Origin of the sequence: Serratia sp. BNK-10, assembly GCF_047456065.1 — a bacterium.
GTDB lineage: Bacteria > Pseudomonadota > Gammaproteobacteria > Enterobacterales > Enterobacteriaceae > Serratia > Serratia ureilytica.
In genome coordinates this window covers 2,109,424-2,135,402 of record NZ_CP179894.1, presented here as the reverse complement: position 1 = coordinate 2,135,402, position 25,979 = coordinate 2,109,424, and the positions used below count along the sequence as shown (strand labels likewise).

Here is a 25,979-nt window from a genome sequence, read left to right as displayed (position 1 = left end):
GCAGCGTGTCGTTATTGTTCCGCAATGCCTTCGCTCAACCGCCACTCTTTCAACAGTCGCCGCCGGCCATGCGGATAACGCTGTTCAAGCGGCGTGGCGGCCTGAATGCGATCGAGGCGAAAATGACGAAAGGCCTGACGCAACTCACACCAGGCAACCAGCATCTGGAACTGGTCGAAAAAGCCCAGCGCAAAGGGCCACAGCAGGCGTTCGCTGCGCTGCCCCGCCAGGTCGAGATAGTCGATATGCAGCTTGCGCTCGCGGCGGATGCTGTCACGGATTAACACCCGCATCTCATCCGCCACCGGCGGCGACTGAGCCGGTGCGATAAGCAGCGTGTTGGCCTCCAGCTCCTCCCGCAGCGCCGTCGGCAGCACGTCGGCGATCTTGGCGAGCGCCTGGCCCGCGGCGCTCGCCAACTGGCTGTCGCCGCGGCGGCTGACCCAGCGCATGCCCAGCACCAGCGCTTCTATTTCCGCTTGCGAGAACATCAGCGGCGGCAGCATAAAACCGGGGCGGAGCACATAGCCGAGCCCCGCTTCGCCGACGATCTCCGCTCCCTGCTGCTGCAGCGTGGCGATATCGCGGTAAAGCGTGCGCATGCTGATGCCCAGCGTCTGCGCCAACGCATGGCCCGCCACCGGATAGCGGTGGCTGCGCAACAGCTGCATCAGATCGAGTAAACGTTGTGCGCGCGACATCTTAATTTCTCCATAAAAAAGGGGCTTACCTCAGTAAGCCCCCGGTTGCCTCACAGATCAATTATTTCTGCATGCTGCCGACCATCGCCTCCGGGCGCACCCATTCATCGAACTGCGCTTCGGTCAGATAGCCGAGCTTCAGCGCCGCGGCTTTCAACGTCAGCCCTTCCTTGTGCGCTTTCTTGGCGATTTCCGCCGCTTTGTCATAACCGATATGGGTGTTGAGCGCCGTCACCAGCATCAGCGATTCATTCAGCAACTGGGTGATGCGATCGCGGTTCGGTTCGATGCCCACCGCGCAGTGCTCGTTGAAGCCCTGCATACCGTCGGCCAGCAGGCGGATCGACTGCAGGTAGTTGTGGATCACCATCGGGCGGAACACATTCAGCTCGAAGTTGCCGGAAGCCCCGCCGATGTTCACCGCCACGTCGTTGCCCAGCACCTGCGCGCACAGCATGGTCATCGCTTCGCACTGGGTCGGGTTGACCTTGCCCGGCATGATGGAGCTGCCCGGCTCGTTCTCCGGGATCGAGATCTCGCCGATGCCGCAGCGCGGGCCGGACGCCAGCCAGCGCACGTCGTTGGCGATCTTCATCAGCGAAGCCGCCAGCCCTTTCAGCGCGCCGTGCCCCTGCACCAGCGCATCGCAGGTCGCCAACGCTTCGAACTTGTTCGGCGCGGTGACGAACGGCTGATGGGTCAACTCCGCCAGCGCTTTAGCGACGCGTACGGCGTACTCCGGATGGGTGTTCAGGCCGGTGCCGACCGCCGTGCCGCCCAGCGCCAGCTCGGCGATGTGCGGGATGCTGTCTTCGATGTGTTTCAGATTGTGCGCCAGCATCGCCGCCCAGCCGGAGATTTCCTGGCCCAGGGTCAGCGGCGTGGCGTCCTGCAGGTGGGTGCGGCCGATTTTGACGATGTCGCGGTAGGCTTCGGCCTTGTCGCTCAGCGTCTTGTGCAGCACTTTCAGCTCGGGGATCAGGTGCTCGCGCAGCGCAATCACCGCCGCCACGTGCATCGCGGTGGGAAACACGTCGTTGGAGCTCTGACTTTTATTGACGTCGTCGTTCGGATGCACCTTGCGCTCTTCACCGCGCACGCCGCCCAGCAGCTCGCTGGCGCGGTTGGCCAACACTTCATTCATGTTCATGTTGGTCTGAGTGCCGGAGCCGGTTTGCCAGATGGACAGCGGGAACTGGTCGGCATGGCAGCCCGCCAGCACTTCGTCGGCAGCGTTGATGATGGCGGCGCCCCGCTCGGCCGGCAGCAGCCCCAGGTCCACGTTCACCTGCGCGGCGGCGCGTTTGGTCAACGCCAGCGCATGGATCAGCGCGGTCGGCATCTTTTCGGAGGAAATGCGGAAATGCGCCAATGAGCGCTGGGTCTGTGCGCCCCACAGCTTGTCGGCCGGTACTTCGATGGGGCCCATGGAGTCTTTTTCGATACGAACGCCTGCCATCATTGTCTCCTTAGCATAATTCCTAAAATTGTAGGGTTAGGCCGACGCGCTACCCCCCGTCGGCACGCATTCCCAGTATAGTGACATAATAACTATTCGCATTAAGAGAGTTATCTCACAGCACGATTCATCTCTTTTACCCATTCATGACGCGGTTATTTGCCGTCGGTTAACCCGTGCCGAAATAAAGACGAAGAAAGAACCGGGATAATAAACGCGGAGATGAAAATTAACGCGCGTGACGCGAATTAAAATTATTGATGCGCTGCGCCTGTAAGTGATTGAGTTCATCGATCCGCTGCTGTTGCAAATGATTGATCTCATCGTAGGCATCCTGCCGTTCATTATGGCGATACGCCCCGGTCGCCACCGCGCCGGCGGTAAGCGCCAGCGGATGCGCCACGGGTGCAGTCACGGCGGGAAGCGCGACCGGTGCGGGCGCAACGACGATCGGCGCCGGCGTTATCACCACGGCGCGCGGGGCCACGTAGGGATAGGTGACGATCACCGCCCCCTGGGCCGCTCCGGTGCAAAGCCCCAACAACAGCAACCATTTTTTCATGCAACAGACCTCTTGTTTCGTTAAATCGACTCGTTAACGGCTACGGTAAAGCGGTCTGTCGTTCAGGTTTAAGCTCGGCGTGTGATCGCCCGACTTGGCGCAAAAATAATAATAAGGGAATGGCTCAGAAGGTAAAAAATAAATTCCGCCGACATACTTTGACATGCCGATAAATAAATAATGACGTAGAAATCCTGCGCTGTCGGCAATAATTTCTTTCCCTCCCATCAACGTTCGATTGGCGGATTTGTCGGGCCCTCTTGAGGCCGGTGAGCCATTTGAGACGCCGATCGTTATCACGCTATACTCTGGCCGCGTGGCCGGACGCAACCTTATCCGGCGTTGTTTTGATCGCGCCCATGAGGGTTCCTGCCGACGCGGGCGTATGATGGTTGTCGGCACAGATGAAGCGAATCGTATAAAATCAGTAAGTTATTGCTATTAGTGCGGCAATGACGCAAAGGACGTTTATCGACATGCAAAAAATGACCAACGCGGTACAGAATTACGCCTGGGGCAGCCACGATGCGCTGACCCGTCTTTACGGCATCGCCAACCCGGATAATCAGCCGATGGCCGAACTGTGGATGGGCGCGCATCCCAAGAGCCCTTCCCGCGTGCCCGGCGCCGATGGCGCACTGCGTTCGCTGCGCTTTCTTATCGATGAAGACCAGCCAAAGCAGCTGGGCGCTGACGTCGCCAGCCGCTTTGGCGAGTTGCCGTTCCTGTTTAAAGTGCTCTGCGCCGATCAACCGCTGTCGATCCAGGTCCACCCGAGCAAAGCGGCGGCCGAGATCGGCTTCGCGAAAGAGAACGCCGCCGGCATCCCGCTGAGCGCCGCCGAACGCAACTATAAAGATCCCAATCACAAGCCCGAGCTGGTCTTCGCCCTGACGCCGTTCCTGGCGATGAACGGCTTTCGCGAACTGGCCGATATCGTCTCCCTGCTGCAGCCGATCGCCGGCGCGCACCACGATATCGCCACCTTCCTGCAGCAGCCGGACACCGCCCATCTGTCTACCCTGTTCGCCAGCCTGCTGACGATGAGCGGCGAGCAAAAGTCGCTGGCGCTCGGCGTGCTGAAAGCCGCGCTCAACAACCAGCAGGGTGAACCCTGGGATACCGTGCGCTTCATCGCCGGTTTCTATCCGGACGACAGCGGTCTGTTCTCACCGCTGCTGCTGAACGTGGTGCAGCTCGCGCCGGGCGAGGCGATGTTCCTGTATGCCGAAACGCCGCACGCCTATCTGAAAGGCGTGGCGCTGGAGGTGATGGCCAACTCGGACAACGTGCTGCGCGCCGGCCTGACGCCGAAATTTATCGACGTACCCGAGCTGCTGGCCAACCTACGGTTCCGCCCGCAGCCGGCGTCCGGCCTGCTGACCCAACCGGAGCGGCGCGGCAACGAACTGTTCTTCCCGATCCCGGTGGAAGATTTCGCCTTCTCGCTGCACGATTTGACCGCCGCGCCGCAGGCGCTCGCACAACGGAGCGCGGCTATCGTGTTCTGCGTCAGCGGCGAAGCGACGCTGGAAAAATCCGGGCAGCGCCTGACGCTCAAACCGGGTGAATCCTGCTTTATCGGCGCCTTCGAATCGCCGGTCAACGTCAGCGGCAGCGGCCGTATCGCCAGGGTTTATAACCAACTGGCCTAACCGTTGATAAATTTCAGCAAATTGCTTGCTGAAAGCGAGAGCTGCCCCCACAATTAAACGCCTGCGGGCGTTTTTTGTCGGCCCACATTTGCCCCCTCCCTCGCAACGGAGGGTTATAAGAAAAAAGGATGAAACAGAGCTATGAAAAAATCGTTAGTCGCTGTCAGCGTCATTGTCGTTCTTGGCGCAGCATGGACCGGGGCATCCTGGTACACCGGGAAACAGATCGAGCAGCACATGGGCGAAGTCGTCGACAACGCCAACGGCCAACTGAAAGCCTACCTGCCGAAAGCCGGCGTCAAGCTGAGCTATGAAAATTACCAGCGCGGTCTGTTCAGCAGTAAAGTGCGTTATGTGCTGCGTTCCGACGGCACGGATACCAGCGAAAACGCGGCGCTGAAAGCCGGTGAAGAAGTGGCGTTCCTGGAAACCATCGATCACGGTCCGTTCCCGTTCGCGCAGCTGAAAAAATTCAACCTACTGCCGAGCATGGCGTCGGTGCATACCGAGCTGGAAAACACCCCGGCGGTGAAAGGCCTGTTTGAAACCACCAAAGGCAAATCGCTGTTTACCGCCGATTCGCGCATCTCGTACAGCGGCGATACCGCGTCCACCATCGACTTTATCCCACTGGACTACCAGAAGGATAAATCTTCGCTGAAATTCAGCGGCGCCACCATTGACGCCGACGTGTCCCGCGATCTGAAAAAAATCGCGCTGGACGCCAATAGCGACACTATCGTGTTCGCCAGCCCGAACGAATTCGGCCAAAACGAGCAGATCACCTTCCAGGGCTTCAACCTGAAAGGCAACAGCAACGAAAGCAAGTTCGGCGTGAAGCTCGGCGATCAGACGATGACCCTGAAGCAGTTCAAACTGACGATCGACGGTAAAGACACCGTGGCGTTGGACGGTTTCAATCTGGTGAGCAAGTTCGACGAGCAAGGCAGCAGCAATATCGGCGGCCAGATCGATTACACCATGGACGCGCTCAAGGTGCAGGGCAACGACTTCGGCGCCGGTAAACTGACGCTGAAAATCGACAACGTCGACGGCAAGGCGCTGAAAGACTTCTCCGACAGCTACAACCGCCAAACCATGGCGCTGCTGCAGCAGGGCGAGAACCTGGATCCGGACGTCTACGAACAGCAGACCTCCGAGATGCTGCAAAAGAACCTGCCGCTGCTGCTGAAAGGCAACCCAAGCCTCAGCATCGCCCCGCTGAGCTGGAAAAACAGCAAGGGTGAGAGCATCTTCACGCTGGATCTGGCGATGACCGATCCGAGCAAGGCCGCCTCCCCGGCACAGTCGCCGGATCAAGTGATCGCTCAGGCGGTTAAAAAGCTGGATCTCAGCCTGACCATTCCGGAAGCGATGGCTACCGAAGTGACCGCGAAGACCGCCTTGTTGCAGGGTTACAATGAGGAAGACGCGCAGAAACTGGCGCAGCAGCAAGTGCAGGGCCTGGCGGCCATGGGTCAGATGTTCAAGCTGACCACCCAGAAAGACGGCGTGATCGCGAGCAAGTTCCACTACGCTGACAATCAGGTTGACCTGAACGGCAACAAAATGTCGCTGCAGGAGTTCATCGGCCAGTTCGCCATGCTGGGCGCCCCGGCGGAAGACGCTGAACCGGCGCAGGAAGCGGAACCCGCTCCGGCACCGGCGCAGTAATCGCCTGAAAGCCTGAACAAGGGCCCCCTGCGGGGCCCTTTTTATTTACGCCGCATAAACCGCATCGCGGATCTGCTGCGGGTAGCGGCCGCACATGCCCTCAAATGCGGTATTGGTCAAGACGACTACGCTCAGCTGCGCCTCTGGATCAAAGAACCAGCTGTGGCCGTAAACGCCGCCCCAGGTCAGGGTACCGGCATGCTGCGGCGTCTGCGCAGCGTCGGGATCCACCAGCAGCGCGCCGCCAAAGCCAAAACCCCAGCCCGGCCCTTGCGTTTGCGCCTCGGCGCCGACGTGCGGGTGACGCAGCAACGCCACCGTATCCGGTTGCAAAATGCCCTGCCCGCCGCTGCGCAGCGCCTCCACCAGCCGCAGCACGTCGTCGGCATCACCGACCATGCCCGCGCCGCCGGAGGGATAGGCTCCGACGTTAAGCGCGCGCGCCGGCGAGAACGTCACTTCTCCCCCCGCCATGCCTTCCGGCAAGGCGATCCGCACGCCTTCCGGCATGCGCCGCGGCCCTTGCGGCGTATTGTAATAAGGCGTCGCCAGGTTAGCGGCATGGGTCGCATGGAACGCGGTATTGCCGAGCCCCAGCGGCCGCGCCACCCATTCGACAAACAGCTGCGGCAGCGGCATGCCCGTCACTCGCTCCAGCACCGCGCCGAGCACGTCGATCGCCAGCGAATAGTTGAAGCGCGCGCCCGGTTCCGACAGCAACGGCGCCTGCGCCAACAGCCGCAGGTTTTGCTCCAGCGTCAGCGTCGACAGCTCCACGCCGTCCTGGATCCCCAACTGATGGTAAACGCCTGCTGGCGGTTGGTTCAGCCGATAGTCGAGCCCGGCGGTATGACTCAGCAAATGACGAATCTTGATCGTCGGGCGGCGGCCGTCGGTCAGCGCCGGGGTAAACCACGGCAGCCAATCGCTGACCGCATCGTCGAGGCTCAGCTTGCCTCGTTCAATCAAACGCAGCGCCGCCAGCGTGGTATAGGGTTTGGAAACCGACGACAGCCGAAACTGCGTTTCTCGCCGCATCGGTTGCCGCGCTTCGCGATCGGCATAACCGGCCGCACCGGCGTAGCAAATTTCACCCCGCCGCGCCACCAGCACCACGCTGCCCACGATGCGCCCTTCGGCCATCGCCTGTTGATCGATCGCCGCGATCCGTTCTGTTAACGCCCGTTGTTCTGCCGACATGATTTTTATCTCGCTGAGGGAAAGTAAAATCAGTCTAAAACGTTCGTCATAAATTAAAATAATGCATAATTTAATGAATCATTAAGCACAGGTTATTGATAGATGAGTTCACTCCTGCAGCTGCTGCCCTATTTCGAAGCCGTCGCGCGGCTAGGCAACTTCACCCGCGCGGCCAACCAACTGGGCGTCACGCCGCCGGCGGTGTCGCAAAACATTCAGGCGCTGGAGAATCAGCTGGGGGTGCGCTTATTCCACCGCACCAGCCGCTCGGTGCGCCTCAGCGACGAGGGCCGACTGTTTTACCAGAAGGTCTCGCCGGCGATGAACCAGATCGACGTGGCGGCGGACGACGTGCGCGCCCTGGGCGCGCAGCCGGCGGGCCTGCTGCGCATCACGCTGCCGCAACTGGCCGCTTCGCTGCTGGTGATGCCGCACCTGGCGGAATTTCAGCGACGCTATCCCGAAGTGCAGCTGGAGCTGTTTACCGAAGATCGCTTTTCCGATCTGGTGCTGGGCAGTTTTGATGCCGGCATTCGCATGCACGCCATGTTGCAAAAGGACATGATCGCCGTGCCAATCGACAACGGCCAGCGCCGGGTGCTGGTCGCCTCGCCCGACTATCTGGCGCGTTGCGGCGCGCCGGCCACGCCGGACGATCTGCTTGCGCACCATTGCCTGCGCTACCGTTTTCCCGGCAGCGGCAAATTGGAGCCCTGGTATTTCAGTCGGCACGGCGATGGGCGGGCGCTGGACGTCAGCGGCAGTTTGATCTTTAACGAAGACAGGCTGATCAAGGATGCGGCGTTGGCGGGCCTGGGGATCGCGCAACGTTTTCAGGGCACGGTGGTGCAGGAACTGGCGCAGGGCGATCTGGTGGAAGTGCTGCCGGAGTATGCCAGCGAGGCATCGGGATTTTTCATCTACTTTCCCGCCGGCAGGCATCTGCCGCTCAAGCTGCGCGCCTTTATCGATTTCATGCGCGAGCGGCGAGAGCGACAGCACCGGTAACAGGGGCGCCCCGACGGCGCCCCCCACGATCAGCGCTTATCCAGCGCTTGCACGATGCGGTAAGCCGCCTCGACCCGATCGTCGTTCGGGAACCATTTGTTGGCCAGCATCACCACGGCGATATTTTTCGCCGGGATAAACACCGCGTAGGTGGAGAAACCGCCGGTCGAACCGGTTTTGTTATACCAACCGGCGCGCAGCTCCGGCTGCGGCGGCGTGATGGCGGTGGCCGGCGTGCCGTTCATGATCATCCCGGCGTTGTTGCCCTCGATCAGCCGCGACAGTTTCACCGGGTACGGGTAGTTCTCCCACATCAGATCCTGCGTGAACACGCCCGCTTTGTAATAGCCGACGTGCGTGGCGGCCAGCGCCTCGCGCCACGGCTGCGCGACCTTCGCCTGCTGCAGGTTGGCGTCCAGGTAACGAATCAGATCGCGGGCGTTGGATTTGATGCCGTAAGATTCGGCGTCCAGCGGGCCGGGATTGACGCGCACCGGCTTATCGTCCTTGTTGTAACCCTGGGCATAGTTGGCCATCTGCGCCGCCGGCACCTGAATGTAGGTGTGGCTCATGCCCAGCGCCGGCAGCATGCCCTGCTCCATGGCCTGGATAAACGGCCGATCGAGGCTCTTGGCGGCGATCATGCCCAGCATGCCGATACCGAGGTTGGAATAGACGCGGTAGCTGCCCGCCGGGTGCTTCGGCTGCCAGGCCCGGTAGTAAGCCATCAGTTGGGCGTTGTCGGTCACGTCGTCCGGCACGAACAGCGGCAGGCCGGATGTGTGGGTCGCCAGATTCAGCAGGCTGACGCCGTCGAAGGCGCTGCCGCGCAGCTCAGGCAGATAATGGCTGGCCGGATCGCTGAACGACAGCTTGCCCTGCTGCTGCGCATAGACCGCCAGCGTCGCGGTGAAGGTTTTGCTCAGCGACCCCACCTCGAACAGCGTCTGCTCGGTGATCGGTTTGCCGGTCTGTTTCGAGGCGACGCCATACGGGTAAATGTGCTGTTTGCCATCGACCGATACGGCGATCGCCATGCCCGGCACGCCGTATTTTTTCATCAGCGGCTGAATAACGGCGTCGATATCCTGCTGCTGCGCGGCGTGCGCGGTCGGCAAGCTCAGTGCGGCGATCAGCGCGGCCGCCAGGCGGTTCATTTTCGTCATGATAGAGGCTCTTCGGTTGCAGGGCATCGGCCGCGGCCAAAAGTTTTTATTGGCGTTGCGCACGGCGCACTCCCTGATGGATGATGTCATTCCTTTACGGGCTCCGCCAATCTTGCGGCAGCCGCGCCAAATATCGGTTTTTGCCGCCGGGTTGACAAGCGATAATAATTTCAGCCAGCATAAAGAAAAACTTATGGCTATCAACAATGCGCAACCGACTTCCCCTCAACGCCCTGCGGGCGTTCGAATCCTCCGCCCGCCACCTGAACTTCACCCGCGCCGGTCTGGAGCTGCGCGTCACTCAGGCCGCCGTCAGCCAGCAGGTGCGCATGCTGGAAGAACAGCTGGGCATTCAGCTGTTCCGCCGCCTGCCGCGCGGGTTGGATCTGACCGAAGAGGGCCAGGCGCTGCTGCCGGTGTTGAGCGACGCTTTCGATCGCATCGAGGCGGTGTTGCAGCAGTTCGAAGGCGGGCATTTCCACGAAGTGCTGACGGTGGCGGTGGTCGGCACCTTCGCGGTCGGCTGGCTGATGCCGCGGCTGGCGGCGTTCCGCGCGGCGCATCCGTTCATCGATCTGCGGGTGCTGACCCACAACAACCTGGTCAATCTGTCGGCCGACGGCATGGATTTCGCCATCCGTTTCGGCGAAGGTTTATGGCCCGCCACCCGCAATATCAAGCTGTTCGACGCGCCGCTGACGGTGCTCTGCTCGCCGGCGGTCGCCGCGCGGCTGCATACGCCGCAGGATCTGCAGCACGAACTGCTGATGCGCACTTACCGCCAGGATGAATGGGAACGCTGGTTCACGGCTGCGCAGGTAACGCCGTGGCGAATCAACGGCCCGGTGTTCGACTCATCGAGGCTGATGGTGGAAGGCGCGCTCCAGTGCGACGGCGTGGCGCTGGCGCCGGTCAGCATGTTCCGCCGCGAACTGGCCGCCGGCGCGCTGCAGCGGCCGTTCGCCGCCGAGGCCGCGCTCGGCGCCTACTGGCTGACCCATTTGAAATCGCGGGATCTGACGCCGGCGATGAAGGCCTTTATCGGCTGGATTTGCCGCGAAGCGGAAGAGGAACAGCGGCGGGACTAAGCGGAGCCGCGCCGGATCAGCGTCGGCGGCAAAATGACGTTCTGCGCCGGCAGACCGGCGTCATTGATGCGCTGCAGCAGGCGTGCGGCGGCGCTGCGCCCCACTTCCCGCGCCGAGCTGGAGACAAAGGTCAGCGGCGGTTCGGTCAGCTCGGCCTCCGGCACGTCGCCGAAACCGATCAGCGCCACCTGCCGGCCGTAGTAGGCGTCGACCCCGTCCGAACCGATGCTGCGGCCGCTGCGCGTCAGGCCAAAATAGGCGCCAAGCGCCACCGACGCCTTGTGGCAAACGACAGCGGTGATATTCGGGTAGTGGCGCAGCAGCTGTTCCGCCGCTTCCGCCGCCTCACGCTGCCGGCAATCGCACTCGACGATCCATTCGCTGCGAAACGGCAGGCCGTACTGCAACAGCGTGGCGCAAAATCCGCCCAACCTTTCGGCGCGCGTCAACGAGTCGCTCTGGCCGCCGAGATAAGCAATCTGGCTATGGCCGCGTTTGATCAAAAATTCGGTGGCCAGCTTGGCGGCCTGCATATTGTCCGGCCGCACCACGTCCACGCCCTCGAGACCGCTGGAGCGCGCCACGCATACCAGCGGCACGCCCTGCTCGGCCGCCTTTTCCTTCAGCCCGGCCGCCGCGCGGATGCCGCCCGCCAGCACGATGCCGTCGACGCCCTGCGCCAGCAGCGCGTCAAACGCCCGCTGCAGCCCCTGACCATCGCGCCCGCTCTGGGTTAAAAACAGCAGTTTGTCGTGCGCCTCCAGCGCTTCGCTCAGCCCGGCGGTCATTTCGGCATAGAAAGGTTCGCAAATGTCGCGCAGGATCAGGCCGATTACCCCGGATTCGCCGCCGCGCAGCGTCGCCGCCTGGCGATTGCGCACGTAGCCCAACTGCTCTATCGCCTGATTGACCTTCTCGACGGTGGTCGGCGAAATCCGCCCCTTGCCGCTCAATACCAGAGAAACCGTGGTGACCGAAACGCCCGCCTGTTGCGCCACATCGGTAATGGTGATCTTTTTGATGCTCATAGTCTCTGCGAACCCGTTCCTGGGCAACCCGCGCCGTAGTGATCAAGGGTATACCGAATCCGTCAATGCAGTAAAACGTTTTACTGCCCGCCGCATTGTCGCCAAAAACCGGGCGACAGATTTGTGATTGGCGGCGCATTTTTGCTAGGTAAAACGTTTTATCTTATTTTTACCTAATCAGAAGTCCCCTTTTTGCTCGTCTTTTCGCCAGGAGAAGTCGGTTATGTCAGCAGCCAATAAACCCAAAATCACCCTCTGGGAGTTCTTCCAGAGCCTGGGCAAAACATTCATGTTGCCCGTCGCCTTGCTCTCTTTCTGCGGCATCATGCTGGGGATCGGCAGCTCGCTGAGCAGCCGCGACGTGATCACCCTGATGCCGTTTATCGGCCATCCGATCTTCCAGCTGATCTTCACCTGGATGAGCAAGATAGGCTCCTTCGCCTTCAGCTTCCTGCCGGTGATGTTCGCCATCGCCATTCCGCTGGGCATGGCGCGCGACAACAAGGGCGTCGCCGCCTTCTCCGGCTTCGTCGGCTTCGCCGTGCTGAATCTGGCCACCAACTTCTACCTGACTGCTGCCGGCGTGCTGCCCACCAGCGATCCGCTGGTGCTGAAGGCCAACAACATCCAAAACATTCTCGGCATTCAGTCGATCGACACCGGCATCCTCGGCGCAGTGATCGTCGGCATCATCGTGTATCTGCTGCATGAACGTTTCCACACCATCCGGCTGCCGGATGCGCTGGCCTTCTTCGGCGGCACCCGTTTCGTGCCGATTGTCACTACCGTGACGCTGGGCCTGTGCGGCCTGCTCATCCCCCTGATCTGGCCATGGTTCGCCGCCGGCATCAACGGCCTGGGGCGCATGATCAATGGCGCCGGCATTTTCGGGCCGATGATTTTCGGTACCGGCGAACGCCTGCTGTTGCCGTTCGGTCTGCATCACATACTGGTGGCGCTGATCCGCTTTACCGAGGCGGGCGGCACGATGGAGGTGTGCGGCCACAGCGTCAGCGGCGCCCTGACCATCTTCCAGGCGCAGCTCTCCTGCCCGACCACCACCGGTTTCGCCGAAAGCGCCACCCGCTTCCTGTCGCAGGGTAAAATGCCGGCGTTCCTCGGCGGCCTGCCGGGCGCGGCGCTGGCGATGTACCACTGCGCCAAACCGGAGAACCGCCATAAAATCAAGGGGCTGTTGATTTCCGGCGTGGTGGCTTGCGTCGTCGGCGGCACCACCGAGCCGATCGAGTTTCTGTTTCTGTTCGTCGCGCCGTTCCTTTATCTGATCCACGCATTGCTCACCGGGTTGGGCTTTACCGTGATGGCGCTGCTGGGCGTGACCATCGGCAATACCGACGGCAACATTATCGACTTCGTGGTGTTCGGCATTCTGCACGGCACCGCCACCAAGTGGTATCTGGTGCCGGTGGTGGCCGCCGTCTGGTTCGTCGGCTATTACGCCATTTTCCGCTTCGCCATCCGGCGCTTTAACATCAAAACGCCGGGCCGTGAGAGCGACGGCGCCGTCACCCCAAACGCGCCGAGCGGCGCGGCGGGCAAATCCGGCTACAATGTGCCGGCGATTTTGGCGGCGCTCGGCGGCCCGGACAACATCATTACGCTGGACAACTGCATCACCCGCCTGCGCCTGTCAGTCAACGACATGAGCCAGGTGGACGACGCGGCGCTGAAGGCCAACCGCGCCATCGGCGTAGTGCATCTCAACGATCATAATCTGCAGGTAGTGATCGGCCCGCAGGTGCAATCGGTGAAGGATGAATTAGACTCACTGATAGCCACGGCGCCCCCTGCCGCGGCGCTGCAGGGAGCCACCCATGTTTGATTTCTCCACCCCGATCGACCGCCACGGCACCTGGTGCACCCAGTGGGATTACATCGCCGATCGCTTCGGCAGCGCCGACCTGCTGCCGTTCACCATCTCCGATATGGATTTCGCCACCGCGCCGTGCATTCTCGAGGCGCTGCAACAGCGCCTGCAGCACGGCGTGCTGGGCTACAGCCGTTGGCAGCATGAGGATTTTCTCGGCGCGCTGCGCCACTGGTATCAACAACGTTTCAACACCGCTATCGACACCGCAACGGCGGTGTACGGCCCTTCCGTTATCTACATGGCGGCGCAGCTGATCCGCCAATGGTCCGTGCCGGGCGACTACGTGGTGACCCATACCCCGGCCTACGACGCCTTCTATAAGGTGATCCTCGCCAACCAGCGCCAGCTGCTGGCCTGCCCGCTGCACAAGGCCGCAGATGACTGGCGCTGCGACATGGCACACCTCGAAGCGTTGCTGGCGCGGCCGCAGACCAAGATCCTGCTGCTGTGCAGCCCGCATAATCCCACCGGCAAAGTGTGGCGCCGCGAAGAGCTGCAGCAGATGGCCGAACTGTGCGAACGCCACGACGTGAGGGTGATCAGCGATGAGATCCACATGGACATGGTCTGGGGTGAACACCGCCATACGCCCTGGAGCCAGGTGGCGACCGGCCCCTGGGCCTTACTGACCTCCGGCTCCAAGAGTTTTAACATTCCGGCGTTAACCGGCGCCTACGGCTTTATCAGCGACGACGCCAGCCGCGAAGCCTATTTCCAGCAGCTCAAAGCCCGCGATGGCCTCTCCTCGCCGGCAGTGCTGGCGGTGGCGGCGCACGTAGCCGCCTATCGGCGCGGTGAACCCTGGCTGGATGCCCTGCGCGACTATCTGCAGGATAACCTGACCTACGTCGCCGAACGGCTGGCGGAGGCGTTTCCCGCGCTGGGCTGGCGCCCGCCGCAGGCCACCTATCTGGCCTGGATCGATCTGCGGCCGCTGGCCGTGGACGATCGGGCGCTGCAGCAGGTGCTTATCGAGCGTGAAAAGGTGGCGATCATGCCGGGCTTTACCTACGGCGAAGAAGGCCGCGGGTTCCTGCGCCTCAACGTCGGCTGCCCGCGCAGCAAGCTGGAAGCCGGCATGGACAAACTGATCGCCGGGTTGAAGTTTGTGCTGGACGAGAAATAACGCGAGGGGGCGAGCCTCTGCCCGCCCCTCGGTTACGCCTGAACAGACGGAATTTCCTCCAGATGACGATAGACCGTCAATCCCCATTCGTTAGCCAACCGCACGTCGTTATCGGCCCCCGCAGACGCCCTTTCGATGCGATACACCGCCTGACACTGCACAATCAGTCGGTGAGCCACTGGGTAAAGAAACGCCTCGCTGACCGCATCGCCAACCTGAGTGGAACCCGCCGCGGCCGCCAAAGGCAGCGCCAGCCATTCGCCGATCACCGGCACGTGCCCCCGTTGGTAGACCGCCAGCGCCGCCTGTTCGAGGCGCGCCAGATTGGCGGCGATACGCTGCGGATCGCCATCGGTGCCGCTGCGATAAGGGCCGGCGATCAAGATTTGTTGGGCTTTCATCGTTGTTCCTCCAACGTCCGATTCAAGGCGACAAACTGCAGCAGCATGATGGTTTTGGCGTCAACGATCGTACCCTGACGAACCGCCTGCAGGGCCTGCGCCAGCGGCAGCTCGATCACCTCCAGATCTTCCCCCTCCGCCGCCAGCCCGCCGCCCTCGTTAAGGCGGTCGCTCGCCTGATATTCGCCGACGAAAAAGTGCAGCTTTTCGGTGACCGAACCAGGGCTCATGTACGCCTCAAACACTTTCTCCACGTTCTGCACGAAGTAGCCGGTTTCCTCTTCAACTTCGGCGCGGATGCGCGCCTCCGGCGACGCGTCGTCCAACAGCCCGGCGGCGGCCTCAATCAGCATGCCGTCATGACCGTTGACGAACACCGGAAAGCGGAACTGGCGTGTCAGGATCACCGTCTGCGCCTGCCGGTTGAACAGCAAAATCACCGCGCCGTCACCGCGATCGTAAGTCTCACGGCTTTGCCGCTGCCAGACGCCATCGCGCCGCAGAAAATCAAAGGTGGTTTTTTTCAGCAGGTACCAGTCATCGGACAACACCCGGGTTTCGACAATACGAACCCTGTCTTTGGTGGCTATCATCGGTTTACTCCGCCAGAGGAAGGAAATTGATACTATCGTGCAGTTTCGTGTATGATCAAGATATTTCGTGCATAGGAAATTTGAGAGGAAATGGCCATGTTGACCAGCCAACGCAAGAAGATCATTTTGGAAAAACTGGCCCAGGAGGGTCAGGTCTTGGCCAAACAGCTCAGCGAGATGTTCGGGCTGTCGGAAGATACGATCCGGCGCGATCTGCGTGAACTGGACGCCGAGGGGTTGCTGCAACGGGTGCATGGCGGCGCCCTGCCGGTTTCTTCCGCCATCGCCAGCTTCGCCGAACGCAATCAATTGGAATCCGGCGCCAAACGCGCGATCGCCAAAGCGGCGGCGGCGCTGATCGCCCCCGGCCAGGTGGTGATCATCGACGGCGGCACCACCTCCGCAGAGCTGGTCAGGCAACTGCCGGCCAACCTCAACGCCACCATCGTCACCCACAGCCCCAGCGTCGCCGTGGGCCTGGTCGATCACCCCACGGTCGAGGTGATCCTGATCGGCGGCCGACTGTATAAGCATTCGATCGTCAGCGTCGGCGCCGCCGCCGTAGAAGCGATGTCGCATATCCGCGCCGATATTTATTTCATGGGCGTGACCGGCGTGCACCCCACCGCGGGGCTGAGCACCGGCGATCTGGAAGAAGCCTACATCAAGCGCGCGCTGGCGGCCCGTGCGGCGGAAACCGTGGTGCTGGCTTCTGCCGCCAAGCTTAATGCCGCCTCGCAGTATGCGATCGGCGATATTACGCTGGCGCACACCATCATCGTTGAGCGGGCTACCGATGACGCGCTGATCGCGCCGTTGCAGCAGGCGGGGGTCAGCGTGTTGAAAGCCTGATTCACGACGATAATGCGATACACCCCGCATTATTTGTGATGCAAGTCACTTTTTTATGCAACGCAATGGCAAGTTTCATCCATTTGTTTTTATACTGTTCTGCACTTTACCTACGATAATTAGCGAGTGCCCAGCATGATCGATCCCCGCCTACCGCTTACCGATATTCACCGCCATCTCGACGGCAACATCCGCGCGCAGACCATTCTCGACCTCGGCCGCCAGTTCAATCTCGCCCTGCCGGCCAACGATTTGGAGAGCCTGCGCCCGCACGTGCAGATCACCCATGCCGAGCCGGATCTGGTCAGCTTCCTGCAGAAACTGGACTGGGGCGTGGCGGTGCTGGGCGATCTGGACGCCTGCCGCCGGGTGGCATACGAAAACGTCGAGGACGCCGCCAACGCAGGCCTGCACTATGCCGAGCTGCGTTTCTCCCCTTACTACATGGCGATGAAGCATCAACTGCCGGTCGCCGGCGTGGTGGAAGCGGTGATCGACGGGATCCGTTCGGGCTGCCGCGATCGTGATATCGACATTCGCCTGATCGGCATCATGAGCCGCACCTTCGGCGAGGCCGCCTGTCTGCAGGAACTGGAAGGATTGCTGGCGCACCGCGACGGCATTACCGCGCTGGATTTGGCGGGCGATGAGCTGGGCTTCCCCGGTAGCCTGTTCCTCAACCACTTCAACCGCGCCCGCGACGCCGGCCTGCGCATCACCGTGCACGCGGGCGAAGCCGCCGGCCCGGAAAGCATCTGGCAGGCGATCCGCGAGCTGGGCGCCGAACGTATCGGCCACGGGGTGAAAGCGGTCGAAGACCCGGCGCTGATGGACTTCCTGGCGGAACACGGCATCGGCATCGAATCCTGCCTGACCTCCAACATCCAAACCAGCACCGTGCCGTCTCTGGCGCAGCATCCGCTGGCCACCTTCCTGCGCCACGGCGTGCTGGCGTCGATCAACACCGACGATCCGGCGGTTCAGGGCATCGAGATCGAGCATGAATACCGCGTCGCCGCGCCGCAGGCCGGGCTGACGCCGGAAGAAATCCGCACCGCGCAGGAAAACGGCCTGAAGCTGGCCTTCCTCAGCGAGCAGGAAAAACAGGCGCTGCGCGCCAAAGTTCAGGGCTAAATCCCCCCAGGCGCCAAACGGCGCCTTCTTCTCATCCCTCTCCCCGCCGTCTTCTTCCGACTGCTCGTCTTTATCGCTGTGTTACCCCATGACTCTGCCGCAAGAGAGGAATTTCGCATGTCTGACAAAACACGCCGCATCGTGCTGACCGGCGGCCCGGGTTCGGGCAAAAGCACGCTCATCGACGTTCTTCATCGCCGCGGCTTTCCGCACTCGCAGGAAGCCGGCCGGGCGATTATTCAGGATCAGGTGAGTATCGGCGGCCATGCGCTGCCGTGGGGCGATCGCCAGGCCTTCGCCGAGCGGATGCTCGATTGGGAACTGCGCTCATGGCGCGAAGCGACGGGCGCAACATGCTGGTTCTTCGATCGCGGGCTGCCGGATATCGCCGGGTATCTCATGCTGTGCGGACTGCCGATCCCCGCGCATTTGACGGCGGCGATCGGCGCCTTTCGCTATGCCGATACTGTGTTCATCGCCCCGCCGTGGCAAGCGATCTACGTGCAGGACAGCGAGAGAAAACAGTCTTTCGCCGAAGCCGAGCAAACCTATCGGGCGATGGTGGCCGTCTATCGCCGCTATGGCTATCGGCTGCAAGAGCTGCCGCGCGCCTCACCCGATGAGCGCGCCGACTTTCTGCTCGACGCGCTGGGCCGCCGTTAGCGGCCTGCGGCCTATTTGGCCGCCAGCGCCTCCGCCTCGGCCCGCTGTTTGGCGGTTTTACGCGCATAGCGCTGCGCCAGCACCGCGCACACCATCAGTTGCACCTGGTGGAAAATCATCAGCGGCAGCACCATGGCGCCCACCGCCGCGGCCGGGAACAGCACGTTGGCCATCGGGATGCCGTTCGCCAGGCTCTTTTTCGAACCGCAGAAGACGATGGTGATTTCATCGGCGGTGTTAAAGCCCAGCCAGCGCGCCGCGTAGGTGTTGATCACCAGCACCACCGTCAGCAGCACCAGCGACATCACCAGGATGGTCAGCAGCGACCAGCCGTCGATGCGATGCCAAATCCCTTCCACCACCGCCGCGCTGAACGCGGTATACACCACCAGCAGGATCGACGAACGGTCGGTCAGATTGATCAATTTGCGATGGCGATCGATCCACTTGCCGATCAATGGCCGCGCCAGGTGACCGATCACGAACGGCACCATCAATTGCAAAATGATTGAACCGATGGCGTGCAGCACGTCGGTATTACCGCCCTGAGTATGCATCAACGCCCCCACCAGCAGCGGCGACAGGAACACGCCGAGAATGCTCGACGCCGAGGCGCTGCAGATCGCCGCCGCCACGTTACCGCCCGCCGCCGACGTAAAGGCGATGGCCGACTGCACCGTGGCCGGCAGCGCGCACAGATAGAGGAAGCCGAGATAGACCGTCGGCGTCATGATGCCCGGCACCAACAGGTTCATCGCCAGCCCGAGCAGCGGGAACAGCGCAAAGGTGCTGAGGAACACCAGCAGATGCAGCTTCCAGTGACTCATGCCGGCGATGATCGCCTCGCGCGACAGCTTGGCGCCGTGCATAAAGAACAGCAGCGCGATGGCGGCGGTGGTCAGGTGTTCAAAGAAGGTTTTCCAGATGCCTTCGCAGGGGAACAGCGAGGCGACGATCACCACCAAAATCAGAACCAGCAAAAATTTATCAATGCGCAAACGCTGCAACCAGGACATGAAACGGATTTCCTTGCACGTAGAGTCGTAAAAAGGCCCGACGTTGCGCCGGGCCACAGAAAAGTGGGCGGGATCAGACCACCGGCAGCGCCTGCTGCAGCCGGGCCGATTCCAGCCCCAGTTCGATCAATGCCATCACCGCGATGGCGTCGGCGGCCGGCACCGGATTTTCGCCTATGCCGGCAATCGCGTCGCGCACCGCCGCGTAATAAGCCGGGTAGTTGCCGGGAATATTGAGCAGCGGCTGTTCCGCCAGCAGGTCGCCGCGTGACAGCGTCACCACACCCTCGCGCATGTCATAGCCCCAGTCGGCCTGCGGCAAGCGTTCGCCGGCCTTCAGCCGGTCTTCCTGCGGATCCAGGCCGTATTTGACATAGCTGCCGCGAGTGCCGTGCACCACATAGCGCGGGCTCTCCGCCGCCGCCAGCATGCTGGCGTGCAGCACCACACGGCGATCGCCATAGCTCAGCAGCGCGTGGAAATAGTCCACCGCCTGCGCCCCCGGCCGCAGCTCACCCAAATCGACAAACAGCCGCTCGGGTTTGCCGAAGAGTTGCAGCGCCTGATCGAGCAGATGCGGCCCCAAGTCGAACCAGATGCCGCTGCCGACGCCGCCCTGTTCGCGCCAGCGCTGACGCACCTGTGGCCGGTAACGATCAAAGTGCGACTCGAAGTACACCACCTCGCCCAGCGAACCGTCGTTCAGCAGCGCTTTGAGGGTCAGGAAATCGCTGTCCCAGCGACGGTTGTGGAACACCGACAACAGCAAACCGCTCTGCTGCGCCTGTTGCTGCAGCGCCTGAGCTTGTGACAATGTCACGGTAAACGGTTTGTCCACGACCACGTGCTTGCCGGCGGCCAGCGCCTGTTGCGCCAGCGGGAAATGGGTATCGTTGGGGGTAGGAATCACGATCAGATCGAGGGCCGGATCGGCGAACAGCGCCTGCGCATCGCCCACCACCGTCATCGACGGCCAGTCCGCGCGCACTTTGCCGGCATCGCTGCTGGAAACGGCGGCCAGCTCCAGCCCGGGCGTACCGGCGATCAGCGGCGCATGAAAGGTTTTGCCGGCGTAGCCGTAACCGACCAGCCCGACACGAATTTTCTCAGCCATGGGATTTCCTCTTGCAGGCTCACGACAGACCCTTTCGATTTGACACCATGCGGACGGCTGGAACAAGAAGTAAATGAGATGTTAATTCGAAGCGGGGTCGGCACGGCGCCGGAGTAGCCAAACGTGCGGCCCGGCCCCGCGACGCCGAGCTATCCGGTTGATAGGGATGACGAAGCCGGTATTACCCGCTAAGCTATGCCGCCTGTGATCCCCGATTCAATCAGGAAGCCGTTTTATGTCTCAAGCTGAATACTCTCGTATCGGCGGTTGGTTGCTGGCCCCGTTGGCCTATCTGATCGTCACCCTGCTCAGCGCCAGCCTGATGCTGCTCCTGTACGCCATGGCGATCTTCATGCCCGAGTCGCGCGACTATCTGTTGACCAACGCCCAGGCATTTACCCTGCAGTGGTACTTTTCGGTGCTGACCACGCTCTTGATGTGGGGCTTCACCCTGTGGCTGGTGTTTTTGTTTTGCCAGCGGTCGCAGCGCTTCCCCAAGCTGTTCTTGTTATGGTTGCTGATCACGGTGATCCTGGCGGTGAAAGCCTTCGCCTTCGCGCCGGTGCCGGATGAAGTGGCGGTGCGCAGCCTCGGCTGGCCGCTGCTGATGGCGGCGCTGCTGGTGCCTTACATCAAGCGCTCGCAGCGGGTCAAAGGGACCTTTACCGAACGTTAAAGGCGATTGCAGCACGTTTTATTGGGTGATTTGTGTAAATTTCCACCAAAAAAGGCAATACCCCTGCGATTCATATGTTGTCGTCCGGCCGCCGATTCCCGATAATAGGCGGCTTTTATTTTTTTAGGCATCGCAATGACCGAATACCTGCTCCTGTTTGTCGGCACCGTACTGGTGAACAACTTCGTTCTGGTGAAGTTTCTTGGCCTGTGCCCGTTCCTCGGCGTTTCCAAGAAGCTGGAAAGCGCCATCGGCATGGGAATGGCCACCACCTTCGTCATGACGCTGGCCTCCGTCAGCGCCTGGGTGATCAACACCTTTATTCTGGTTCCGCTGGATCTGGTGTATCTGCGCACGCTCTCCTTCATTCTGGTGATCGCCGTGGTGGTGCAGTTCACCGAGATGGTGGTGCGCAAGACCAGCCCGGCGCTCTATCGCCTGCTGGGCATTTTCCTGCCGCTGATCACCACCAACTGCGCGGTGCTGGGCGTGGCGTTGCTTAACGTCAACCTCGGTTATAACTTCCTGCAGTCCGCCGTTTACGGTTTCAGCGCCGCCGCCGGTTTCTCGCTGGTGATGGTGCTGTTCGCCGCCATTCGCGAACGTCTGGCGGTGGCCGACGTGCCGGCGCCGTTCCGCGGCTCCTCGATCGCACTGATCACCGCCGGGCTGATGTCGCTGGCCTTTATGGGCTTTACCGGGCTGGTGAAATTCTAATGACTGCGTTGTGGATAGCTATCGCGGCTTTGAGCGCGCTCGGGCTGCTGTTCGGACTGGTGCTGGGCTACGCCGCGCGCCGTTTTGAGGTGGAAGAGGATCCGGTCGCCGAGCAGGTCGACGCGATCTTGCCGCAGAGCCAGTGCGGCCAGTGCGGCTACCCCGGCTGTCGCCCCTATGCCGAGGCGGTGGCCAACGGCGAGATGATCAATAAATGCGCGCCGGGCGGCGAACAGGTGATGCTGAAACTGGCGGAGCTGCTCAACGTGGAGCCGCAGCCGCTGGGCAGCGAAGCCGCCGCCGAGCCGGAGCGTAAAGTGGCCTATATCGACGAGGCCAACTGCATCGGCTGCACCAAGTGCATTCAGGCTTGCCCGGTTGACGCCATCGTCGGCGCCACCCGCGCCATGCATACCGTCATTACCGACCTCTGTACCGGCTGCGATCTGTGCGTCGCCCCTTGCCCTACCGACTGTATTGAAATGAGACCGGTCGCCACCACCACCGCCAACTGGAAGTGGGACATGAAGACGATCCCGGTGCAAGTGATCCACGTGGAGCAACATGCTTAATCTGTTCGCCGCCTTTAAAAAAGACCGGATCTGGGATTTCGACGGCGGGATCCATCCACCGGAAATGAAGACTCAGTCGAGCGGCGCGCCGCTGCGTGTCGCCCCTCTGCCCAAGACCTTTATCATTCCGCTGCAGCAGCATCTGGGGCCGGAAGGCGAACTGTGCGTCAACGCCGGCGATCGGGTGTTGAAAGGCCAGCCGCTGACCGTCGGCCGCGGGCGCACCGTGCCGGTGCACGCCCCGACCTCGGGCACCGTTAGCGCCATCACGCCGCACATCACCGCTCACCCTTCCGGGCTGTCGGAGCTGTGCGTGATTATCGAGGCAGACGGCGAAGACCGCTGGTGCGAGCGCGAGCCGGTGGCGGATTACCGCCAATCGCCCGCCGCGGAGCTGATTCAACGTATTCATCAGGCCGGCATCGCCGGTCTGGGCGGCGCCGGTTTCCCGACCGCCAGTAAACTGCAAGGCGGCATGAGCGGCGTGGAAATGCTGATCCTCAACGCCGCCGAGTGCGAGCCTTACATCACCGCCGACGATCGCCTGATGCAGGAACATGCCGATCAGATCGTTGAAGGCACGCAGATCCTGCAACACATTCTGCAGCCCAAGGTCACACTGATCGGCATTGAAGACAACAAGCCGGAGGCGATCGCGGCGCTGAAACAGGCGTTGCGCGGCCAGACCGGCATTGCCCTGCGTGTCATCCCCACCAAATACCCGTCCGGCGGCGCCAAGCAGCTGACCAAGATTTTGACCGGCAAGGAAGTGCCGCACGGCAAGCACTCCTCCGCTATCGGCGTGCTGATGCAAAACGTCGGCACCGCCTTCGCCATCAAGCGGGCGATCGTCGACGGCGAACCGTTGATTGAGCGCGTGGTGACCCTGACCGGCGAGGCGGTCGAGCGCCCTGGCAACCTGTGGGCGCGCATCGGCACGCCGGTGCAGCACCTGCTTGATTTCGTCGGTTTCCGTCCGCAGGCGCAGCAGATGGTGGTGATGGGCGGCCCGCTGATGGGCTTTACCCTGCCCGCGCTGAACGTGCCGATCGTCAAGATCAGCAACTGCATTCTGGCGCCGACGGTGGATGAAATGACGCCGCAGGAACCCGAGCAATCCTGCATCCGCTGCGGCCTGTGCGTGGACGCTTGCCCTGCCGGGCTGTTGCCGCAACAGCTGTACTGGTTCAGCCGCGGGCAGGAGCACGACAAGGCGCGCAACCACAACCTGTTCGATTGCATCGAATGCGGCGCCTGCGCGTTCGTCTGCCCCAGCAACATTCCGCTGGTGCAGTACTACCGGCAGGAAAAGGCCGAAATCAAGGCTATCGATTTGGAAGCGGCGCGCACCGCCGAGGCCAAGGCGCGTTACGAGGCCAAGCTGGCGCGTCTGGAGCGCGAGAAACTGGCGCGCGAAGAGCGGCACAAAAAGGCCGCCGTCAAACTGACCGACGACGATCAGGGGGCGGTACAGGCCGCACTGGCGCGCGTACGCAGCAAGAATGCCGAAGCGGCGGTTACGCCGGTCGACGGCCAGCAGCCGGACAACAGCGAGATGATCGCCGCCCGCGAAGCGCGTAAAGCGCAGGCGCGTGAACGGCGCGCCCAGTTGGCGGCCGAAGCGGAACAAGTCTCGCCGGCAACCTCAGGCGACGACGCGCGTAAGGCCGCCGTGGCCGCAGCGCTGGCCCGCGTTAAGGCGCGCAAAGAGGCACCGGCCGCAGACATCACCGCCCCTGCCGCGACAGAGGACGATCCGCGTAAAGCGGCAGTCGCCGCCGCCCTGGCTCGCGTGAAGGCCAAGAAAGCGGCGCAGCAGGCGGACGCTCCCGCTGAGACAGAACCGGCTCCGGCTACCGCCGAAGAAGATCCGCGTAAAGCGGCAGTCGCCGCCGCCTTGGCGCGCGTGAAGGCCAAGAAAACGGCGCAGCAGGCGGACGCTCCCGCTGAGACAGAACCGGCTCCGGCTACCGCCGAAGAAGATCCGCGTAAAGCGGCAGTCGCCGCCGCCCTGGCTCGCGTGAAGGCCAAGAAAGCGGCGCAGCAGGCGGACGCTCCTGCCGAGACAGAACCGGCTCCAGCTGCCGCCGAAGAAGATCCGCGCAAAGCGGCGGTCGCGGCGGCTATCGCCCGAGCCAAAGCCAAAAAAGCGGCGCAGCAGGCGGACGCTCCGGCCGAGACAGAACCGGCTCCGGCTACCGCCGAAGAAGATCCGCGCAAAGCGGCGGTCGCGGCGGCTATCGCCCGCGCCAAAGCCAAGAAAGCGGCGCAGCAGGCGGACGTTCCTGCCGAGACAGAACCGGCTCCAGCTGCCGCCGAAGAAGATCCGCGCAAGGCGGCGGTTGCGGCGGCTATCGCCCGCGCCAAAGCCAAAAAAGCCGCCAGAGAATCGCTGGCGGCGGAAACGGAAGACAAATGATGACGGCGGCGCCTGGCCTACGCCGGGCGCCGTTTAATCGATAGAGATCAGATAGGTGTAGTCCACTTCAATCTGACGCAGTTTGGACTCCGGGTTCCACTCTTTGGTTTGAATGATCTCCATTTCCATACTGCCGCGCACCTTATCCTTCAGCCCCGGCATCACATGCGACACCAGATAACCGAAAAACTGCAGACACTCCTTCGCCGTGCCCTTATGGTTGATGGAGATAAACTCGCGGCTCGGCAGATGGATGGTGTCTATCTGATGATTGGAAAGAATGTCCTTTTTATGTTCAGGATCGACCGCCATCACCAGCGTGGACGACAGCTCGTCGCCTTCCCCGGCCTGCGGGCAATAAATGCTGTAAATTCGCCGGCAGTCGACGTGCAACCCCTTGAAGAAGTCATTGAAAATCTCGTCCTTCATCGCCATGCAGGACGCGTACTCCAGCTCTTGTTCGGAGGCGAAATCCAGCCGGCGCGAGAAGCCGACCAGCTGCATCTCGGGCAGCGTCAGCCGCTTCACTTCCGGATAATATCCCGCGCCGTAGCTGGCTTCGAAGTTAAAGCGCGGCATCAGGTTTTTCACGTCCCAGTGCTCCATCGAGCGGTAGCGATTGGGCGTGGTGCCGAAGCGCTGCTTGAACATGCGAGTAAAGGTCTGCTGCGAGTCGAAGCCCAGCTCATCGGAGATGTCGATGATGGAGCGACGGGTGATGCGCAGCGCCACCGCGGCGCGCGTCAAGATGCGCGAGCGGATATAGGTGGCGAGTTGAATGCCGGTAATACGCTTGAATTTACGCTGCAGATGCCACTTGGAGTAGCCCGAAATACGCGCAACTTCATCCAGGTTTGGCCGTTTCTCCAGATGTATCTCCACCCACTCAATTAGCTCTTCAATAAAAAAAATGTCTTCATTTGTCATTATTATGGATTCACTGACTCAATAATGTTCGCGATAGTAACCTACACGTATTATGTGAAAGTTGTTATTTTGTGCGGAAATCTGGACAAAAATGATATTTCATTCATACGGTTACCCCATTTCTCAGGGGCGATGGCGGCACAAGTTCCACAGACAATTCCTCACGTTAGCCCATTTTCCGGCCAAAAAAAAATCAAATCGCGCCACGCCGATCTCAACGGGTGCGAAAAGCCGAATACCCCTATCATTAAGGCGTATTACCCTCGCATCGAATCAGGTAGAATGCTCGGCTATTATTTTTGCCGCGCCTGCAATTCGGCGCATCGAAACTGCCGCA

The 25,979-nt window shown here is 61.7% G+C and carries 25 protein-coding genes; 13 read left to right on the top strand and 12 right to left on the bottom strand.

Going from position 1 to position 25,979, the window contains the following annotated elements; all coding sequences use genetic code 11:
* Positions 1–11: 11 nt before the first annotated feature.
* The 4 genes from ACMGG9_RS10580 to ACMGG9_RS10565 all read right to left on the bottom strand — a co-directional run bounded on the left by ACMGG9_RS10580 (position 12) and on the right by ACMGG9_RS10565 (position 3,022).
* Positions 12–701, bottom strand: a complete 690-nt coding sequence (locus ACMGG9_RS10580) for a helix-turn-helix transcriptional regulator (protein ID WP_042784422.1) — start codon at positions 699–701, stop codon at positions 12–14.
* A 61-nt stretch (positions 702–762) separates the two neighbouring features.
* Positions 763–2,160, bottom strand: coding sequence for a class II fumarate hydratase (gene fumC, locus ACMGG9_RS10575; protein ID WP_213586950.1), 1,398 nt, complete (start codon positions 2,158–2,160; stop codon positions 763–765).
* 229 nt (positions 2,161–2,389) lie between these two features.
* On the bottom strand, positions 2,390–2,722 hold the full coding sequence (locus tag ACMGG9_RS10570; protein WP_213586952.1) for a hypothetical protein: 333 nt from the start codon (positions 2,720–2,722) through the stop codon (positions 2,390–2,392).
* Positions 2,723–2,755: 33 nt separating this feature from the next.
* The gene (locus ACMGG9_RS10565; protein ID WP_162882352.1) at positions 2,756–3,022 is read right to left on the bottom strand and encodes a hypothetical protein; all 267 of its coding nucleotides are present in this window, start codon (positions 3,020–3,022) and stop codon (positions 2,756–2,758) included.
* Between the two features lie 176 nt (positions 3,023–3,198).
* Between ACMGG9_RS10565 and manA the strand changes: the two genes are divergently transcribed.
* Both manA and ACMGG9_RS10555 read left to right on the top strand, forming a co-directional pair.
* Entirely contained in the window at positions 3,199–4,377 is a 1,179-nt protein-coding gene (gene manA, locus ACMGG9_RS10560) for a mannose-6-phosphate isomerase (RefSeq protein WP_414162151.1), read from the top strand.
* A gap of 141 nt (positions 4,378–4,518) precedes the next feature.
* A complete protein-coding gene (locus tag ACMGG9_RS10555) occupies positions 4,519–6,051 on the top strand; it encodes a YdgA family protein (protein ID WP_414162150.1) in 1,533 nt (510 codons plus the stop codon).
* Between the two features lie 45 nt (positions 6,052–6,096).
* On the opposite strand, the gene ACMGG9_RS10550 is transcribed toward ACMGG9_RS10555, so the two are convergent.
* Positions 6,097–7,251 carry a serine hydrolase domain-containing protein gene (locus tag ACMGG9_RS10550; RefSeq protein ID WP_273866081.1) on the bottom strand — a complete coding sequence of 385 codons (1,155 nt, stop codon included), beginning with the start codon at positions 7,249–7,251 and terminating at the stop codon, positions 6,097–6,099.
* Positions 7,252–7,353: 102 nt separating this feature from the next.
* Between ACMGG9_RS10550 and ACMGG9_RS10545 the strand changes: the two genes are divergently transcribed.
* Positions 7,354–8,259, top strand: a complete 906-nt coding sequence (locus tag ACMGG9_RS10545) for a LysR family transcriptional regulator (protein ID WP_414162149.1) — start codon at positions 7,354–7,356, stop codon at positions 8,257–8,259.
* A 29-nt stretch (positions 8,260–8,288) separates the two neighbouring features.
* On the opposite strand, the gene blaSRT is transcribed toward ACMGG9_RS10545, so the two are convergent.
* The gene (gene blaSRT, locus ACMGG9_RS10540) at positions 8,289–9,425 is read right to left on the bottom strand and encodes an SRT/SST family class C beta-lactamase (RefSeq protein ID WP_414162148.1); all 1,137 of its coding nucleotides are present in this window, start codon (positions 9,423–9,425) and stop codon (positions 8,289–8,291) included.
* A gap of 206 nt (positions 9,426–9,631) precedes the next feature.
* Between blaSRT and ACMGG9_RS10535 the strand changes: the two genes are divergently transcribed.
* A complete protein-coding gene (locus tag ACMGG9_RS10535) occupies positions 9,632–10,513 on the top strand; it encodes a LysR family transcriptional regulator (protein WP_033650493.1) in 882 nt (293 codons plus the stop codon).
* Here the strand turns inward: ACMGG9_RS10535 and ACMGG9_RS10530 are convergent.
* Entirely contained in the window at positions 10,510–11,541 is a 1,032-nt protein-coding gene (locus ACMGG9_RS10530; RefSeq protein ID WP_414162147.1) for a Mal regulon transcriptional regulator MalI, read from the bottom strand. The two genes, ACMGG9_RS10535 and ACMGG9_RS10530, sit on opposite strands and share 4 nt — an antisense overlap.
* A 223-nt stretch (positions 11,542–11,764) precedes the next feature.
* On the opposite strand from ACMGG9_RS10530, the gene malX reads away from it, so the two are divergent.
* Both malX and ACMGG9_RS10520 read left to right on the top strand, forming a co-directional pair.
* Positions 11,765–13,384, top strand: a complete 1,620-nt coding sequence (gene malX / locus ACMGG9_RS10525) for a maltose/glucose-specific PTS transporter subunit IIBC (RefSeq protein ID WP_414162146.1) — start codon at positions 11,765–11,767, stop codon at positions 13,382–13,384.
* Positions 13,377–14,558 carry a MalY/PatB family protein gene (locus ACMGG9_RS10520; protein WP_099782904.1) on the top strand — a complete coding sequence of 394 codons (1,182 nt, stop codon included), beginning with the start codon at positions 13,377–13,379 and terminating at the stop codon, positions 14,556–14,558. The genes malX and ACMGG9_RS10520 overlap by 8 nt, the downstream gene beginning before the upstream one ends.
* 32 nt (positions 14,559–14,590) lie before the next feature.
* Here the strand turns inward: ACMGG9_RS10520 and ACMGG9_RS10515 are convergent, their stop codons facing one another.
* Together ACMGG9_RS10515 and ACMGG9_RS10510 are read right to left on the bottom strand one after the other, a co-directional pair.
* Positions 14,591–14,959 (bottom strand): NUDIX hydrolase, encoded by a 369-nt coding sequence (locus ACMGG9_RS10515; protein ID WP_414162145.1) that lies wholly within the window; start codon positions 14,957–14,959, stop codon positions 14,591–14,593.
* Positions 14,956–15,552: an NUDIX domain-containing protein gene (locus ACMGG9_RS10510; RefSeq protein ID WP_016927885.1), complete on the bottom strand. Its 597-nt coding sequence runs from the start codon at positions 15,550–15,552 to the stop codon at positions 14,956–14,958. The genes ACMGG9_RS10515 and ACMGG9_RS10510 overlap by 4 nt, the downstream gene beginning before the upstream one ends.
* A 96-nt stretch (positions 15,553–15,648) precedes the next feature.
* Between ACMGG9_RS10510 and ACMGG9_RS10505 the strand changes: the two genes are divergently transcribed.
* The 3 genes from ACMGG9_RS10505 to ACMGG9_RS10495 all read left to right on the top strand — a co-directional run bounded on the left by ACMGG9_RS10505 (position 15,649) and on the right by ACMGG9_RS10495 (position 18,201).
* On the top strand, positions 15,649–16,404 hold the full coding sequence (locus ACMGG9_RS10505) for a DeoR/GlpR family DNA-binding transcription regulator (RefSeq protein WP_033650520.1): 756 nt from the start codon (positions 15,649–15,651) through the stop codon (positions 16,402–16,404).
* Positions 16,405–16,539: 135 nt separating this feature from the next.
* Positions 16,540–17,538 carry an adenosine deaminase gene (gene add, locus ACMGG9_RS10500; protein ID WP_019455941.1) on the top strand — a complete coding sequence of 333 codons (999 nt, stop codon included), beginning with the start codon at positions 16,540–16,542 and terminating at the stop codon, positions 17,536–17,538.
* 117 nt (positions 17,539–17,655) lie between these two features.
* On the top strand, positions 17,656–18,201 hold the full coding sequence (locus ACMGG9_RS10495) for an AAA family ATPase (protein ID WP_414162144.1): 546 nt from the start codon (positions 17,656–17,658) through the stop codon (positions 18,199–18,201).
* An 11-nt stretch (positions 18,202–18,212) separates the two neighbouring features.
* Here the strand turns inward: ACMGG9_RS10495 and ACMGG9_RS10490 are convergent, their stop codons facing one another.
* Positions 18,213–19,217 (bottom strand): bile acid:sodium symporter family protein, encoded by a 1,005-nt coding sequence (locus tag ACMGG9_RS10490; protein ID WP_033640474.1) that lies wholly within the window; start codon positions 19,215–19,217, stop codon positions 18,213–18,215.
* A 73-nt stretch (positions 19,218–19,290) separates the two neighbouring features.
* Positions 19,291–20,331 (bottom strand): oxidoreductase, encoded by a 1,041-nt coding sequence (locus ACMGG9_RS10485; RefSeq protein WP_033650498.1) that lies wholly within the window; start codon positions 20,329–20,331, stop codon positions 19,291–19,293.
* 235 nt (positions 20,332–20,566) lie between these two features.
* Here ACMGG9_RS10485 and ACMGG9_RS10480 point away from each other — a divergent pair, with 235 nt between their 5' ends.
* The 4 genes from ACMGG9_RS10480 to rsxC all read left to right on the top strand — a co-directional run bounded on the left by ACMGG9_RS10480 (position 20,567) and on the right by rsxC (position 24,715).
* On the top strand, positions 20,567–21,007 hold the full coding sequence (locus tag ACMGG9_RS10480) for a DUF2569 domain-containing protein (protein WP_004938446.1): 441 nt from the start codon (positions 20,567–20,569) through the stop codon (positions 21,005–21,007).
* A 135-nt stretch (positions 21,008–21,142) separates the two neighbouring features.
* The gene (rsxA, locus tag ACMGG9_RS10475) at positions 21,143–21,724 is read left to right on the top strand and encodes an electron transport complex subunit RsxA (protein ID WP_004938443.1); all 582 of its coding nucleotides are present in this window, start codon (positions 21,143–21,145) and stop codon (positions 21,722–21,724) included.
* Positions 21,724–22,296, top strand: coding sequence for an electron transport complex subunit RsxB (rsxB, locus tag ACMGG9_RS10470; protein ID WP_004938428.1), 573 nt, complete (start codon positions 21,724–21,726; stop codon positions 22,294–22,296). The genes rsxA and rsxB overlap by 1 nt, the downstream gene beginning before the upstream one ends.
* The gene (gene rsxC / locus ACMGG9_RS10465; protein ID WP_414162143.1) at positions 22,289–24,715 is read left to right on the top strand and encodes an electron transport complex subunit RsxC; all 2,427 of its coding nucleotides are present in this window, start codon (positions 22,289–22,291) and stop codon (positions 24,713–24,715) included. The genes rsxB and rsxC overlap by 8 nt, the downstream gene beginning before the upstream one ends.
* Positions 24,716–24,748: 33 nt before the next feature.
* Here the strand turns inward: rsxC and ACMGG9_RS10460 are convergent, their stop codons facing one another.
* Positions 24,749–25,642 carry a helix-turn-helix domain-containing protein gene (locus ACMGG9_RS10460; protein ID WP_033642950.1) on the bottom strand — a complete coding sequence of 298 codons (894 nt, stop codon included), beginning with the start codon at positions 25,640–25,642 and terminating at the stop codon, positions 24,749–24,751.
* Positions 25,643–25,979: the final 337 nt, after the last annotated feature.